This window comes from Flavobacterium pasteuri (assembly GCF_048286615.1).
GTDB lineage: Bacteria > Bacteroidota > Bacteroidia > Flavobacteriales > Flavobacteriaceae > Flavobacterium.
On the sequence record NZ_JBLVPN010000007.1, the window covers coordinates 62,855 to 77,663 of the forward strand.

Annotated in this window: 12 protein-coding genes and 1 pseudogene; 10 read left to right on the forward strand and 3 right to left on the reverse strand. The window is 29.7% G+C overall.

Annotation, left to right across the window (positions count from 1 at the left end; genetic code table 11):
- The first annotated feature begins 6 nt into the window (after positions 1 to 6).
- Complete coding sequence (gene mobB, locus ACNQF6_RS11520) at positions 7 to 1,308, forward strand: conjugal transfer protein MobB (protein ID WP_417966009.1); 1,302 nt, start codon at positions 7 to 9, stop codon at positions 1,306 to 1,308.
- Positions 1,309 to 1,334: 26 nt separating this feature from the next.
- Here the strand turns inward: mobB and ACNQF6_RS11525 are convergent, their stop codons facing one another.
- Positions 1,335 to 1,892: a hypothetical protein gene (locus ACNQF6_RS11525; protein WP_417966011.1), complete on the reverse strand. Its 558-nt coding sequence runs from the start codon at positions 1,890 to 1,892 to the stop codon at positions 1,335 to 1,337.
- Between the two features lie 211 nt (positions 1,893 to 2,103).
- Between ACNQF6_RS11525 and ACNQF6_RS11530 the strand changes: the two are divergent.
- A pseudogene (locus ACNQF6_RS11530) lies at positions 2,104 to 2,447 on the forward strand (YWFCY domain-containing protein); the annotation flags it as partial.
- A gap of 351 nt (positions 2,448 to 2,798) precedes the next feature.
- Here the strand turns inward: ACNQF6_RS11530 and eptA are convergent.
- The gene (eptA, locus tag ACNQF6_RS11535; protein WP_417966013.1) at positions 2,799 to 4,331 is read right to left on the reverse strand and encodes a phosphoethanolamine--lipid A transferase EptA; all 1,533 of its coding nucleotides are present in this window, start codon (positions 4,329 to 4,331) and stop codon (positions 2,799 to 2,801) included.
- Entirely contained in the window at positions 4,312 to 5,139 is an 828-nt protein-coding gene (locus ACNQF6_RS11540) for a phosphatase PAP2 family protein (protein WP_417966015.1), read from the reverse strand. The genes eptA and ACNQF6_RS11540 overlap by 20 nt, the downstream gene beginning before the upstream one ends.
- Before the next feature lie 131 nt (positions 5,140 to 5,270).
- Here ACNQF6_RS11540 and ACNQF6_RS11545 point away from each other — a divergent pair, with 131 nt between their 5' ends.
- The 8 genes from ACNQF6_RS11545 to ACNQF6_RS15735 all read left to right on the forward strand — a co-directional run bounded on the left by ACNQF6_RS11545 (position 5,271) and on the right by ACNQF6_RS15735 (position 14,609).
- On the forward strand, positions 5,271 to 5,951 hold the full coding sequence (locus tag ACNQF6_RS11545) for a response regulator transcription factor (protein ID WP_417966017.1): 681 nt from the start codon (positions 5,271 to 5,273) through the stop codon (positions 5,949 to 5,951).
- Positions 5,948 to 7,213 (forward strand): sensor histidine kinase, encoded by a 1,266-nt coding sequence (locus tag ACNQF6_RS11550; protein WP_417966019.1) that lies wholly within the window; start codon positions 5,948 to 5,950, stop codon positions 7,211 to 7,213. Before ACNQF6_RS11545 ends, ACNQF6_RS11550 begins: the two co-directional genes overlap by 4 nt.
- A gap of 53 nt (positions 7,214 to 7,266) precedes the next feature.
- Positions 7,267 to 7,704: a PepSY-like domain-containing protein gene (locus ACNQF6_RS11555; RefSeq protein ID WP_417966021.1), complete on the forward strand. Its 438-nt coding sequence runs from the start codon at positions 7,267 to 7,269 to the stop codon at positions 7,702 to 7,704.
- A 79-nt stretch (positions 7,705 to 7,783) separates the two neighbouring features.
- The gene (omp85, locus tag ACNQF6_RS11560; RefSeq protein WP_417966023.1) at positions 7,784 to 9,184 is read left to right on the forward strand and encodes an Omp85 family outer membrane protein; all 1,401 of its coding nucleotides are present in this window, start codon (positions 7,784 to 7,786) and stop codon (positions 9,182 to 9,184) included.
- A gap of 19 nt (positions 9,185 to 9,203) precedes the next feature.
- Positions 9,204 to 10,445, forward strand: coding sequence for a TolC family protein (locus ACNQF6_RS11565; RefSeq protein WP_417966025.1), 1,242 nt, complete (start codon positions 9,204 to 9,206; stop codon positions 10,443 to 10,445).
- Positions 10,411 to 11,364 carry an efflux RND transporter periplasmic adaptor subunit gene (locus ACNQF6_RS11570; protein WP_417966027.1) on the forward strand — a complete coding sequence of 318 codons (954 nt, stop codon included), beginning with the start codon at positions 10,411 to 10,413 and terminating at the stop codon, positions 11,362 to 11,364. The genes ACNQF6_RS11565 and ACNQF6_RS11570 overlap by 35 nt, the downstream gene beginning before the upstream one ends.
- Positions 11,364 to 14,402 carry an efflux RND transporter permease subunit gene (locus ACNQF6_RS11575; protein ID WP_417966029.1) on the forward strand — a complete coding sequence of 1,013 codons (3,039 nt, stop codon included), beginning with the start codon at positions 11,364 to 11,366 and terminating at the stop codon, positions 14,400 to 14,402. Before ACNQF6_RS11570 ends, ACNQF6_RS11575 begins: the two co-directional genes overlap by 1 nt.
- Before the next feature lie 90 nt (positions 14,403 to 14,492).
- Positions 14,493 to 14,609 carry a transposase gene (locus ACNQF6_RS15735; RefSeq protein WP_470303392.1) on the forward strand — a complete coding sequence of 39 codons (117 nt, stop codon included), beginning with the start codon at positions 14,493 to 14,495 and terminating at the stop codon, positions 14,607 to 14,609.
- The last annotated feature ends 200 nt before the right edge of the window (positions 14,610 to 14,809 follow it).

Below are 14,809 nucleotides of genomic sequence, written 5' to 3' on the forward strand. Positions count from 1 at the left end.
ATTGAAATGATAGCAAAAATCGGAAGAGGGAGCAATTTATACGGCGCTTTGGCATACAATCAGCTCAAAGTGGAGAAAGAAAACGGACAAATTCTGTTTACCAATAGAATAATAGAGGCACCTCACGGTCGTTATTCTGCTAGCCAATTAACCCAATCTTTCGAACCTTATCTGATAGCCAACCGCAATACTGAAAAACCAATTTTGCATATTTCACTCAATCCTGACCCGAAGGATAATGTAAGTGATGAAAAGTTCAAACTGATGGCTCAGGATTATATGCAGGAGCTGGGTTATGGGGAACAGCCTTTTGTAGTATTCAAGCACACGGATATTGACCGTACCCATATTCATATTGTATCGGTTTGTGTGGATGAAGAAGGTAAAAAAATTTCGGATACGTTTGAAAAAAGACGGTCTATGAATGTATGCCGTGAACTCGAAAACAAATATGAATTACTAGCGGCTACGGAGAAAGGACATCGGCAGAATGACAAGATTTTTCGTCCCGTTAATTATCACACAGGAGATATAAAAAGCCAGATTGCTTCGGTTGTCCGGTATCTGCCTAAGTATTATAAATTCCAGACGGTGGGGGAGTATAATGCTTTGCTTTCCCTATTCAATATTACCACTGAAAAAATAGAGGGCGAACTGCAAGCAAAAATCAAGCAAGGCTTATTATACTTTCCTTTAAATGAAAAAGGAGAAAAAGCTGGGCATCCGCTCAAGGCTTCCCTATTCGGTAAAAATGCTGGGCTTCAGGCTTTAGCCTTACATTTTGAAGAATCCAAGGAAGCCTTAAAAAACCAGACAGCAAAACTAACCATCAAAGCTTCGATTGAAATTGCCTTCCAATCGACAAATGATGAAAAGAACTTTAAGAAGCAATTAGCGGAACAGGGAGTTAATGTAATTGTTCGTAGAAATGATACAGGACGTATTTATGGCATTACGTTTATCGACCATAATTCCAGAACCGTTTGGAATGGCTCCCGTTTAGGAAAAGAATTTGCAGCTAATGCATTTAACGACTATTGGAACCTTACAATTAAACCGGAGATAAAAAGGCTTAACGAGCTACCTTCAAAAATACCCCGGCACAACTTTATAGAAGATCTACCAGCCGAAAAGCCCCATGAATTATTCGATTTCATAAACAAAGAAGTCCCCGCTTTCAGCACAAATGAAACTAGTATCATGGAAAGTTTTGGGGGACTGTTGCCTGAACCACAAGGAGAAGATTACGAAGAACAGGACTTTACCAATAAAATGAAGAAGAAAAGAAGACGTAAGAGAGGTCAGTAGGTTTTACGTTTATTATGAAGTCCTGATTATAAAGTCACTTTCAATCCCAATGCATAGCTCCAGTACAAAATCTTCGGAACAGTTGGTGTCTTGAACTGATAAATACCATAGAGATATAATGAAAAAAGTATAAATGCTCCCCAACTCAATCCAATACACAATATACTTTGTCGTTCTGTCAGATTGAACATACCAGTAACAAATGATTTTACTATAAATGCGGGAATAATACAGCATATTAATACACAGATTACCCACGGTAATATCCATAACTTCTTATTCTTTGCCTGCAAGCCAATTACAGCTCCTTTAAAGAAATAAATAATGCAGAAAATAAGGTAGGTAAATAATAGGGAGAAACCCAAAATTTTAAATTTGTCGGTTTCTTCTCCCCAGAACTTTTGAGACAGTAAAAATCCTGCATAAAAAAACATACCGAAAATAGCAGCTATTTTTAAGGCGAAAATAAAACCCCCAACGACCACAAACATTAGTCCAGTAGCAGAATCACTTTCTTCTCTTTTCCGAGCTATATATTCATCTTCACTTTCTCCCGGATCAGCATCAGGATTATTCCAATTCATATTATTCCCCTTTAATATTGATTATCAAATTGATGAGATAACCCAAAAAATTTTCAAGAGTATAAATTTAATAAAAAATCATTATAAAATCTGAACCTTATTGGAACGACTTAACGCCAAGCGTTGTCACGCACCGCTAATGCCCGCCACTATTTTATAGCCAAGCTGCACTGCATTTAAATTAACACCCGAAAGATTTAATAATTAGAAAATGCAGGGAGAAGACGATTTAAGAGGTTTAGCCAAGATTATGGTATTTATGAGAGCAGTAAGTATACTGATTGTTCTGATGAACTTTTACTGGTTCTGTTATGTTTTTTTTCTTGAAAGAGGTTGGACACTGGAAGTCATCAATAAGATATTGCGCAATATCCATAGAACTGCTGGTTTGTTTTCACACTCGCTATACACCAAATTATTTGCCATAATTCTTCTAGCTTTAAGCTGTTTGGGAACAAAAGGCGTAAAGAATGAAAAGATAACATGGACAAAATTTATGTGGCTTTGGGAATTGGTTTTGTGCTATTCTTTCTGTACACATCATTGTTAAAACTGGTTAGAAGACATTAGTTACAGAGATAAAAAAAAGCGTAATTGATTTCATATAATAAAGTTTTAAAATTAAAAGTCTCCCATTACAAAAGACTTTCATTAAAATTGAATTTGCTAATTTTTAATTTAATTATGTTAGTCACCGAAACAATATCCAGTATCAAGAAATATTCCTGTAGTATCAATCTATAATTCGATGCAGTTTACTTCATAATTTCCCATTGTTTTGAAATTAAGTTTTATAATTAAATCATTTGGATAATTTAAAATAATATATATTTAGGAATGATTGAGGCAATTTAGCAGTTTAACTATATTATCTCCTTTAATAATTTTTTAATTCTATTTTAAAAATTACTCTTTAAAAATATTCATATCCTCATTATAAATAGGACTTTCTATGTTTAAAAAATTTAAGACACTATGAAATACATGATTTTGAGTCAATTTCTTATTAGGTTTTAATTTTTTTGAACTATTAGCAGATAGCCATACTATAAATGGAATTTCATACTGTTCTTTTGGGGCTATACTAATCGGTACGCCGTGCATATAAAGATTTTTTTCTCCTAAAGATTCTCCATGATCCGATATAAAAAGCATTGTACTTTTATATTCCTTTAGTTGTTTTAGATCATCAATTACATTTGATAAAATATAATCTGTATATACAATAGTATTGTCATAAGCATTTATCAATTCTGTTTGAGAACAATTACCTAATTCAACGCTATTACATACGGGTTTAAAACTCTCAAATTGAGGTGGATATTTTTTGCTATATGTAGGTCCATGACTAGTACTTGTATGCAATACAATCAATATTTTATTTTTTTTACTGGCTAAAATTTGTTCTTTTAATCCTGTTAAAAGAACTTCGTCATAATTACATCCTTCGCCTATACAGTTTGGCTTTAGGAAATCTCTGTTTTGGAAATTTTTAATATGGATTGGTGGTTCTCCCCAGTTTGTAGTTCTCCAAACCACTTCTACATTATTTCTGTATAAATAATTGGGCAAAATTTCATATAAATCATCTGTATTTTTATGTTCCAAAATACTTTTCACACCAGCTGTTGTATATGTAGCATCAGAAGTAGCTTCAAAATGAAATACCTTGTCTATTTTAGAAAGCAGCGGATTTGTATTTTTCTTGTAACCATACAAAGAAAAATTTTGACTTCTTGCAGATTCTCCTATAACTAATACTACAACTGATTTTTGATTGTCTTTAATTGTAGCATTTGGTAATAAAATTTCTTTTTCATTTTTCTTATTCTCATGAATATATAAAAGTGAAGTATTGACAGCATAAGACCAAGGCATCGCAAGACCACCTAACGTTTTGGAATTTTTATCAATCCAAAGCCAATTGCTAGCATTTACCAACACTAAAAATAAAACAAACAGTAAGGCAAGTGAAGAAATGATTGAGAATTTCTTTACTGTTACATTAATTATTTTTACTTTAATTATATAGATACTTGGAATGATTCCAAGTATCACTATATAAAGTACTAATTTTATTGAAAAAAAACTACTTGATTCATCATAATTGGTATTGAATACATTACCTATCATGCTTTCATCTATTATCACTCCGTATGTATTTACAAAGTAAACAGCAATTGCGTTAATTAGAAAGAATAATACCAATATGAATTTTCCCAAAAAACGAGACAGAAAAAAAAACAGAAAAAAAACAAAAGCGTTAAGAGTTAACATTAAAATAATTAAACTTATTACAATTGAAATACCACTTAAACTATTATAATCGAGATTATTAGCGACAAATTTAAAAAAAGGATAATGAAAGAATAAAAAGTTAAAAACACTCATTAATAAAACAAAATGAGATATTTTAATATTATTTTTTAGTGTAAACATGAATGAATTTATAAAGTGATACAATTAAAGCTAGCAATGCCAAATAGTAAATTATGAAATTTTGATTTATGATTTTGATTATTAACGTGATACTACAACCAATAATTAGTACCATAAAAAGAGGCCAGTATTTTTTATTGCCAATCCAAGTCCATATTTCATATTTTCTACTACCAAAAACACCTATGAGGCCACAAATATAACCAATAATCCCACCTATCAGTACATCAAGAGGATAATGAGCCCCTACCCCAACTCTTGTCGATATAAGTACTAATGCAATAAGTAAAAACATGATTTTATAGAAAATTCTATTTATTTTACTTTTTGGCATAAATCCGTACATTAATACTGTTAGTATCGTCACCATTGTTAAAGCATGACCAGATGGTAAGCTCGTATTGCCAACAATTGCTTTACCCGTGATTATAAATGTATTGTTATCAAATACTTGAGCAGGTCTTGGTACACTGAAAATTCTTTTTAGAGTAAATGAAAATATAAGTGAAGCCAATGAAGCTGTAAGTAACGACTCCCATATTTTTGGGGTATATAAAATTAAAAAAATGATAAATGAAAGAAATATTGATGCATCTCCTATTTGCGTAAGGTTATATTCGAAATTTGGGTACTGTCCTAAGAAATTATTCATATCATAGAAAACATCCTTTTGAATTTTCACATAATTACTAACGTTAAAAGAATGATTAACATATAAAAATATGGAAATCATCACTAATAAACAAAAAGGGATAAAGAATAGTGATAGTTTAAGTTTGTCAAAATTAGTAATAACATTTTTGTTCATTTGCTGGAGTTTAGGTCGTAAATAACTAATTGAAATCTGTAGTAAAACTGTATTTTGTTGTTCAACCATAGAATTAGAATAGATTTGCTTTGTAATTTTAATTAATATTACTTTTCTAATACTTAAATTTTATGAAAATCTTACTTATTGAAGATGAACCAGAAATGCAAAAAAGCATTGTGCACTATTTAGAACTTGAAAAGTTTAAAGTAGAAGTAGCCAATGATTTTGAGATTGCTTTTGAGAAAATACAATTGTATCAGTATGATTGTATTTTACTGGATATTACTTTACCTAATGGAAACGGATTAGAGTTGATAAAAGCTATAAAAAAGACGAGACCAAAAACGGGTATAATTGTTATATCTGCAAAAAACTCATTAGATGATAAAATAGATGGATTGAATCTTGGCGCTGATGATTATTTACCAAAACCATTTTATTTAGCCGAACTTAATGCTCGTGTAAAGTCTTTAATAAGACGAAATATATATGATGGAGTAGATGTAATTACAATTAATGAAATTACTATTTATCCAGATGAAAGAAAAACTCTAATTCATGATTCAATAATAAACCTTACTGCTAAAGAATTTGATCTCTTAATCTATTTTATTGGTAATAAAAATAGGGTTGTGCAAAAAAGTGCCTTGGTGGAACATTTATGGGGTGATAATGCAGATCAATTTGATAATTTTGATTTTATTTATAACCATGTAAAAAACTTAAGAAAAAAATTAATAGCTGCAGGTTCTTCAGATTATATTCAGTCTTTATATGGAATTGGCTACACCTTTAATACAGAACAATGAAATTATTGACAAAAACAAGTTATTATTATATTTTATATACTATTCCAGTATTAATATTGACTACCATATTATTCTATTTTTTTCTACTAAATGAAATAGGAGAAAGTAATGAATCAATATTACAACAAAGAGTTGAGGTTATTGAAAATTACATTCAAAATGAAGACGTTTCAGTAATAAGCATCCTTGAATCTAATAACGAAGTCTTTATAAAAGAAATTGAAAAAAATAAAATTATAAATCAAAAAATAGAGGACACATTAATTTTTTCAAAGCATTTAAAAGAAGATATTGCATATAAAGTATTAGAAGTAAATTCAATAATAAAAGGAAAAAACTATAAAATAAAAGTTTTAAAAAGCACTATTGAATTTGATGAATTAATGGAAGTTGTTTTGATTAATTTTGTTGCTATAGTGTTCTTGCTTTTTTCTATTATATATTTTATTAATATAAAAATTTCAAAAAAATTATGGCAGCCTTTTTGGTTTACATTAGACTATATAAAAAACTTCAATGTTACAACATCAGCAATTATAAAACTTGAATCAAGCGATATAGATGAATTCAAAGAATTAAATTCTTCGATGAATCAAATGACTTCAAAAATGGTTAGTGATTATCACAATCAAAAGAAATTTGCTGAAAATGCTTCTCATGAATTTCAAACTCCATTTGCTATTATAAAAGGGAAAATAGATATTTTGTTACAGAATAAGGATTTAGATTTAGATACACTTAAAACATTAATATCTATTGATGATGCAACGATTCGATTAAGTAGAATTAATAAATCATTATTATTACTTTCTAAAATAGAAAACAGACAATATCAGCATTCAGACAATGTATCACTTCTTTCTTTAATAGATAAATGCAAAGCTTTGAACGAAGATTTTATTTTGGATAAAAATATAAAATTTAACCTTGAAGATTCCGAAGAATTATACTTTAAAATAAACTATGAACTATGCTATATTTTATTTAATAATTTAATGCAAAATGCTATTCGTCATAATGTTGAAAATGGTTCAATAATTATTTCTATTAAAAATAACAGTATTTGTATAAGTAATACAGGTATTCAAACTCCATTAAATAGTCATCTAATATTTGAACGCTTTGAGAAACAATCTAACAATCCCAATTCAATTGGGTTAGGTTTGTCTATAGTAAAAGAAATAGCTGAAGTTTACAATATCAACATTTCTTATTCTTATGAAAATAAATTGCATGTTTTTACAATGCATCAACTAACATAGATTTTAAATAGATTTCTGCATGACTTTTACATTATAATTTAAAACTTATAATCATGAAAAAAGTAATTTTATTAGCTGCAATAGCTATAAGCTCAGTAGGTTGTGCACAATCTAAAGAAAACAAAGAAGTTCCAAAAGTGGTAACTGAAGCCTTTGCAAAAGAATATCCAAATACAAAAGTAGATTGGGATATTGAAGAAGATGGCTTTGAGGCAGAATTTAAATTAAATGGAAAAGAGGCTTCAGCTGATTATGATAAAAACGGTAACAAGTTAGCCACTGAAATTGAAATTACTGAATCTGAATTACCAGGATCAGCATTGACTTACTTAAAAACTAATTATCCAAAAAAAAACATAAAAGAAACAGCAAAAATCACTGATTCTAAAAATGTAGTTACTTATGAAGCTGAAATAAAAATTGATGGCAAAAACAGTGACTTACTTTTTGATGCTAATGGTAGTTTTTTGAAAATCGTTCAAGGAGATTAGCTTAAAAAAATAATAAATACTAAAATCGCATTAAATTATTAATTTACAATAGTTTAATGCGATTTAAAATATAATTAAAATGAAAAAAAAGTTAATTTATTATTTCTTATTTACAATTGCAAGCATGCCCTTTCTAGAGGCACAAGAAAAAGACACTCTATCGTTTGTGAAGTCTAAAAGAATGTCAGATGATGATTTGTTAAAAAAAAATGAAGGTACATTTTTTACAGGTATTCCTGATTTCTCATCGGATCCAGTTACAGGTTTTGGTTTTGGAGTACGTTCTAATGTTTATTGGAATGGGCAAAGAAACAATCCGTTATTTCCCTACACACCCTATTTAGCAAAATTAAAAGTTAATGCTGCCTATTATACTTCTAACGCGAGAGAACTTGTGATGTCTTTAGATATTCCTTACTACAAAGGTACCAGATGGCGTTTTAAAGTCGATTTTAAAGCCCAACAAAATCCAACAAACTTATATTTTGGTCTCACAGATTCAACTCTTGGTCAACTGCGATTACCTTCAACACCAGAAGGAGGAACAACATATAGCACATATGCTGAATATGACAATGCTAGAAAAATACTGCGTCCTGGAGAAGTTGGAGAAGCATCCTTTGTAACAGATGCCTTGTCAAATAGATTTAGAGAAACAGAATACATGCTTAATCTTAAAGCAGATTATGCACTTGGAAATGGAAAATGGAGAGTAATGGGTGGCTATGAAATTCAACATTTAAGGTATAAAACATTTGAAGGAGAAGAAGCTGAAGCTATAAATCCAATAACAGGAGGAGAAACTACAGCTCCTAATGGGTTTTCACTTTTAAGAAGAGATTTTGAAGAAGGAAAAATAACTGGATTAGAAGGTGGTTGGATATCTATACTTCAAACAGCTCTTATTTTTGATACAAGAGATTTTGAACCCGACCCAACAAAAGGGTATTATTTTGAAGTAGCCAATGAATACTCAAGTAACTTAATAGGTTCGCAGTTTAATTTTAATAAACTATTTTTACAAGGTAAAGTTTTTTGGAAATTACCTTTTGGAAAAAGAACTGTTGTTGCCAGTAGAATTGGGGTTGGAACTATTTTTGGTTCAGAAGCTCCTTTTTTTGAATTTCAAGATCAGTGGAGTCCAGATGGAAGCATTAACGCTTTGGGAGGAAAACAATCCTTACGAGGCTATAGAGCTAATCGATTTTTAGCACGTTCTATGTGGTTTACAAATTTAGAATTAAGATATCGCTTTTTAGAAGCTAAATTAGGAAAACAAAGATTTGCTTTTGGTGTAGCTCCTTTTTTCGATGCAGGAACAGTAAGAGATCGTTGGCAAGATTTGAATTTTACAAAAATAAAATTTTCTTATGGTGCTGGTTTACGAATTGCATGGAATCAGTCAACTATTCTATCATTTGATTATGGAAAATCAAAAGAAGATGGATTGTTTTATATAGGAATTGGTCAAGCATTTTAATAAAACAGTAAATAATCACATGAGTTTAATAAAAAAAATAATTTTTTTACTATTACCACTTTTATCTTTTTCACAGCAAAGAGATGTGCACTTTTTTATTGAAAAAGCAGTTTTAAATTCAGCTTTACTAGAAGATTTGAATAATCAAACTAGTGCAATATCTATTGATAGTTTGGTTTATAAAGCTAATTTAAAACCACAACTTAACGCTAATCTATTTACTAATTACGCACCAGTAATTAATAATTTTGGATATGATACTGCTTTAAGTAATGGTCAAACTGTAAGTGGACTGGTTGGTTTTTCTCAAAAAATAATTGGTAAAGAACAAAAATACAACCAATTACGATCTTTAACCTTGTTGAAAGACAAGATGAGTTTTAATAAAAGAATTACAATTAATGATATTAAAAAAGCTGTTCAATTGCAATATATTGTTGCCTATTCAGACCATAAACAATTAGTGTTTTTACAGCAACAACTTGATTTATTAAATAATGAGTTAGAAATATTAAAAAAACTAACACAGAAATCCATTTATAAACAAACGGATTATCTACTTTTTCTGTCTACAGTTTCACAACAAGATTTAATTACTCTTCAAATGAAACAACAATTTGTAAATGATTTAGCTGTTCTAAATTATTTATGTGGTACTAACGAAAGGGAAAGTGTTGAATTATTGGAATCCAAACTTGAATTAAATCAATTGATTACAGCTGACGAATCCATTTTTAATAATCAATATAAAATTGATAGTTTAAGTATTCAAAATCAAAGAAAAAATATTGCTAACACCTATAAACCTTCTTTATCCTTATTAGCGGATGCAGGTTATAATTCTACATTAACGGTTCAGCCATATAAAAATTTTGGATATAGTTTTGGGTTTAATTTTTCTATTCCATTGTATGATGGTCATCAAAGAAAATTACAAATTAGTAAAAATGATTTAGCTCAAAAAACAAACATTGCGTACAAAAGTCAATTTGAAAGACAGTATAAGCAACAACAAGAACAACTGATTATAAAGATTAATCAAAATGAATTACTGCTTCAAAAATTAGAAAAACAATTAAAAATCAATGAAACTTTAATCACAGCCTTTACTAAATTACTAGTTTCAGGAAATGCAATTATTACGGATTATGTTTTAGCTTTAAACAATTCCATTACTATTCATAATACTATTGCTCAAAACAATACCAACAGATTACTTCTAATCAATGAATTTAATTACTGGAATACCAATGAAAAATAAAATACTTTTAAACGCTTGTTTTCTTTTGTTCATACTCTTTTTTAATTCTTGTAAAAAACAAGAAACAAATAGTAAAGAACAAGAAGTTATTGTGCCTGTTACAGTAACTCAAATAGACACTACAAGTATAGATGATTTTGAAGAAGTTTCTGGTACCGTTTCTTATATCACAAAGACTCCTGTTAAATCAAATATTACGGGTTATATTACATCAGTATCTATAAAAACAAATGATTTAATTAATAGAGGTAAAACTTTATTTACCATAAAAACTAAAGAAGCACTTGCCTTAGGAAATGATGTAAATAAGTTAGATCCAAATCTACATTTTGGAAAAGCAGTTGCCATTCAATCTAGCACTAATGGTTATGTAACTGCTATGAATATTGAAAAAGGAAACTATGTGCAAGAAGGTGATGTATTAGCTATTATAAATGATTTAGAGAGTTATGGAGTTATTATTAATGTTCCTTTTGAATTAAAAAAGTACATCAATTTAAATAGTTTCTTAGCTGTTTATTTGCCAGATGGAAGAATTATAAATTCAACTGTAAAACAATTTATTCCTTCAGTTGATGTGGGTTCTCAGATGCAAAGTGTATTTTTAAAAATAGATACGAAAGAAAACTTACCTGAAAATTTAATTGTTTCGGTTCGTGTACCAAAATCTCAAAAAGCTTCTTTGATTTCTTTGCCTAAAACTGCCATTTTAAGTGATGAAATTGAAACTGAATTTTGGACGATGAAATTAATAAATGATTCTATTGCTGTGAAAATTCCTGTGCAAATTGGAATAAAAAATCAAGAAAGAACTGAAATAATTGCCCCTAAATTTGACTTGAAAGATCAATTTTTAACTTCTGGAAATTATGGAGTAGGTGATACTTTAAAAGTAAAAATCATTAAAACGCTTAAATAATGAAGAACTTTTTTGTAAAATATAAAAGTGGTTTAAGTACCCTTATTTTCTTGATCTTAATTGGAGGTGTTTTTACATACTCAAAAATGCAAACCAGTCTATTTCCTGAAATAACCTTTCCAAAAATAAAAGTCATTGCAGATGCGGGTCAACAACCCGTTGATAAAATGATGATTACGGTTACAAAACCTCTTGAAAACGCCATTAAAAAAATACCTAACCTAAAAACTGTTAGAAGCACAACTAGTAGAGGAAGCTGTGAAATATCCGCTTTTATGGATTGGAATTCAGATTTAGATGTCAGTAAACAACAAATAGAATCTAGAATTAATCAAATTCGTAGTAATTTACCACCATCCATTCAGATTACAGTAGAAAAGATGAATCCTTCTATTCTTCCTGTAATTGGTTATGCTATTGAAAGTAAAAATCGAACACCTATTGAAGTTAAAAAAATAGCCAACTATGTAATGAAACCTTTCTTCTCACAAGTAGAAGGAGTTAGTGAAGTGCGAGTAATAGGTGGAAAAGAAAAAGAATACTGGATTGAATTAGACCAAAATAAAATGACTGCCTACGGAATTACACCTGATGCCGTTTCACAAGTTTTGAGTCAAACTAATTTTATCACTTCTAATGGTTATTTAGCAGATAATCGTTATCTATACTTAACCTTAACAGATGCTCAAATAACGAATAAATCGGATATTGAAAATTTGGTAGTTAGCAATAAAGGAAAAGGAATAATTACTTTAAAAAACATTGCAACTATAGCTATTGAAGAAGCAAAAGAATACATTAAAGTTAATGCCAATGGTAAAGAAAGTGTATTAATTGCAGTAATAAAACAACCAAACGCTAATTTAATAACGATGTCAACAGACATGGAAATAAAGTTGCAAGAATTACGAAAAATCATTCCAAAAGACGTAAAAATAACACCTTATTATAAGCAATCCACTTTTGTAAATGATGCAGTAAAAAGTGTAACAGATAGCTTATTAATTGGCTTATTTTTAGCTATAATCGTTGCTATAATTTTTCTAAAATCAGTAAAAGCAAGTGCTACCATTTTAATTGTGATTCCGGTTACTTTATGTTTAACCTTACTAGTATTATATCACACGGGACAAACCTTTAATATTATGACTTTAGGTGCAATTGCGGCAGCTTTAGGATTAATTATCGATGATGCCATTGTGGTTGTAGAACAGATTCATCGTACCCATGAAGAACATCCCGATGAAGAAACTGTTACATTAGTACAAAAAGCAATACACTATCTTTTTCCTGCTATGGTTGGCTCATCGTTGAGTACGATTGTTATCTTTCTGCCTTTTGTTTTAATGAGTGGTGTTGCAGGTGCTTATTTTAAAGTGCTAACAGATACTATGATTATTACTTTAATCTGTTCTTTTTTAGTCACTTGGATACTTTTGCCCGTAGTTTATTTATTATTGACTCCAAAACAGTCTAAAAATAAAGGAATAACTAAAGTTGAAGCTCATCATGATGTAAAAACTCAAAATTGGGTAGGTTATTTTGTTGAAAGACCCTTTATTAGTTTTGGCTTTTGCTTGGTATTACTCATTTCAATATTTATTATAGTTCCTCGATTAGAAACTGGTTTTTTACCCGAAATGGATGAAGGAAGTATTGTTTTAGATTATGAATCTCCACCAGGAACTTCTTTGGAAGAAACGGATAGAATTTTAGTAGAGGTAGAAAAGATTATTCAAAATGTTCCAGAAGTTGAAGCTTATAGCAGAAGAACAGGTACTCAAATGGGATTCTTTATTACCGAACCCAACAGAGGTGATTATTTGATTCAATTGAAAAAAGATAGAAGCAAAACTAGTAATGATGTTATTGATGAAATTAGACACAAAGTAGAAACTTCTCAACCTGCTTTGCGAATAGATTTTGGTCAAGTTATTGGAGATATGTTAGGAGATTTAATGAGTTCTGTTTCTCCTATTGAAGTGAAAGTCTTTGGTAACAATCAAAAAGAATTGCAAAAAATAGCGGGTGAAGTCGCAAAAATAGTTGAAAAAATTGACGGTACTGCTGATGTTTTTGATGGTATTGTTTATGCTGGACCTTCGATAAGTATTCAACCTAATTATAAACAACTTTCTTTATACGGAATAACACCAACTAATCTTCAGTTTCAATTACAAACGTTATTAGAAGGAAATGTTATTGGTTCCATATTAGAATTAGACAAAGTAGTTCCTATTCGGTTAATTTATCCAAATACGCAAAATCGAAATTTAGAAGATATTAGAAAATCGTATCTTTTTTTACCTAATGGAAAAACCATTCCTATCACTAATTTAGTTGATATTACTATTTCAAAAGGTATTGCTCAAGTAGAAAGAGAAAATCTACAAATGATGTGTGTTGTTACAGGTCGATTAAATAATAAAGATTTAGGTACAGTAATGAACCAAATTAAGCAAGAAGTTTCCAGTAAAGTAGTATTACCTACTGGTTATTATATTGATTATGCTGGAGCATATAAGGATCAACAACAATCTTTTAAAGAACTTTTGCTAATCTTATTTGCTTCTTCCCTATTAGTTTTTGGTATTTTGTTATTCCTATTTAGAAACTTAAGGGTTGCATTAATAATTATTTTTATTTCAGTTTTAGGAATTTCAGGAAGTTATTTATTACTTTTTATTACCCGTACACCTTTGAATGTGGGAAGTTATACTGGTTTAATTATGATAGTTGGTATTATTAGTGAAAATGCTATTTTTACCTATCTCCAATTTAATGAGACTTACCAATTAACTAAAAATAAAAAACTATCTATAGTATTTGCAATTTCTACACGTTTACGTCCAAAGCTAATGACTGCTTTAGGAGCAATTATTGCTTTATTACCATTAGCTATCGGAATTGGTACAGGTTCTGAATTACACCAACCTCTTGCTATTGCTGTTATTGGAGGTTTTTTAATTGCATTACCGTTGTTGTTGATTGTATTGCCTAGCTTGTTAATGAACTTTATTATACCAGAAGAAGTATAAGAAAAAAATAAGGAGATTCATAAACATGATTCTCTGGACATACTAACTTAGCCATCACATTAGGTTGAGAAATAATCTCAATTTTAACCTATGAAACAAGTCCGCAAAATTTATGACAAAGCTTTCAAAGAAAAAGCCGTCCAATTGAGTTTTGATAGAACAAACATATCACAACTGGTCAGAGAGCTGGGAGTAACAGCACCATAGTTATACAAATGGCGCAAATAGTTCGAGGAGTTTGGAGAGGGAAGTTTTCCTGGAAAAGGGAGTTTAAAACTAAGTCCCGAACTAGAGAAAAGACACAAAGAAGCCGAGTTAGAGCGAGTTATATTAAAAAAAGTAATCGGCATTTTTTCCAAGAGATGTCGATGATTTGTAGTTTCATTAAAAACAATGAACAACTATTC

Coding starts and splice junctions, on each gene's coding strand:
- ACNQF6_RS11575 (WP_417966029.1), top strand. CDS start 11,364: ATGAAGAACTTTTTTGTAAAATATAAAAGTGGTTTAAGTACCCTTATT.
- mobB (WP_417966009.1), top strand. CDS start 7: ATGATAGCAAAAATCGGAAGAGGGAGCAATTTATACGGCGCTTTGGCA.
- ACNQF6_RS15735 (WP_470303392.1), top strand. CDS start 14,493: ATGAAACAAGTCCGCAAAATTTATGACAAAGCTTTCAAAGAAAAAGCC.
- omp85 (WP_417966023.1), top strand. CDS start 7,784: ATGAAAAAAAAGTTAATTTATTATTTCTTATTTACAATTGCAAGCATG.
- ACNQF6_RS11555 (WP_417966021.1), top strand. CDS start 7,267: ATGAAAAAAGTAATTTTATTAGCTGCAATAGCTATAAGCTCAGTAGGT.
- ACNQF6_RS11565 (WP_417966025.1), top strand. CDS start 9,204: ATGAGTTTAATAAAAAAAATAATTTTTTTACTATTACCACTTTTATCT.
- ACNQF6_RS11570 (WP_417966027.1), top strand. CDS start 10,411: ATGAATTTAATTACTGGAATACCAATGAAAAATAAAATACTTTTAAAC.
- ACNQF6_RS11545 (WP_417966017.1), top strand. CDS start 5,271: ATGAAAATCTTACTTATTGAAGATGAACCAGAAATGCAAAAAAGCATT.
- eptA (WP_417966013.1), bottom strand. CDS start 4,331: ATGTTTACACTAAAAAATAATATTAAAATATCTCATTTTGTTTTATTA.
- ACNQF6_RS11550 (WP_417966019.1), top strand. CDS start 5,948: ATGAAATTATTGACAAAAACAAGTTATTATTATATTTTATATACTATT.
- ACNQF6_RS11525 (WP_417966011.1), bottom strand. CDS start 1,892: ATGAATTGGAATAATCCTGATGCTGATCCGGGAGAAAGTGAAGATGAA.
- ACNQF6_RS11540 (WP_417966015.1), bottom strand. CDS start 5,139: ATGAACAAAAATGTTATTACTAATTTTGACAAACTTAAACTATCACTA.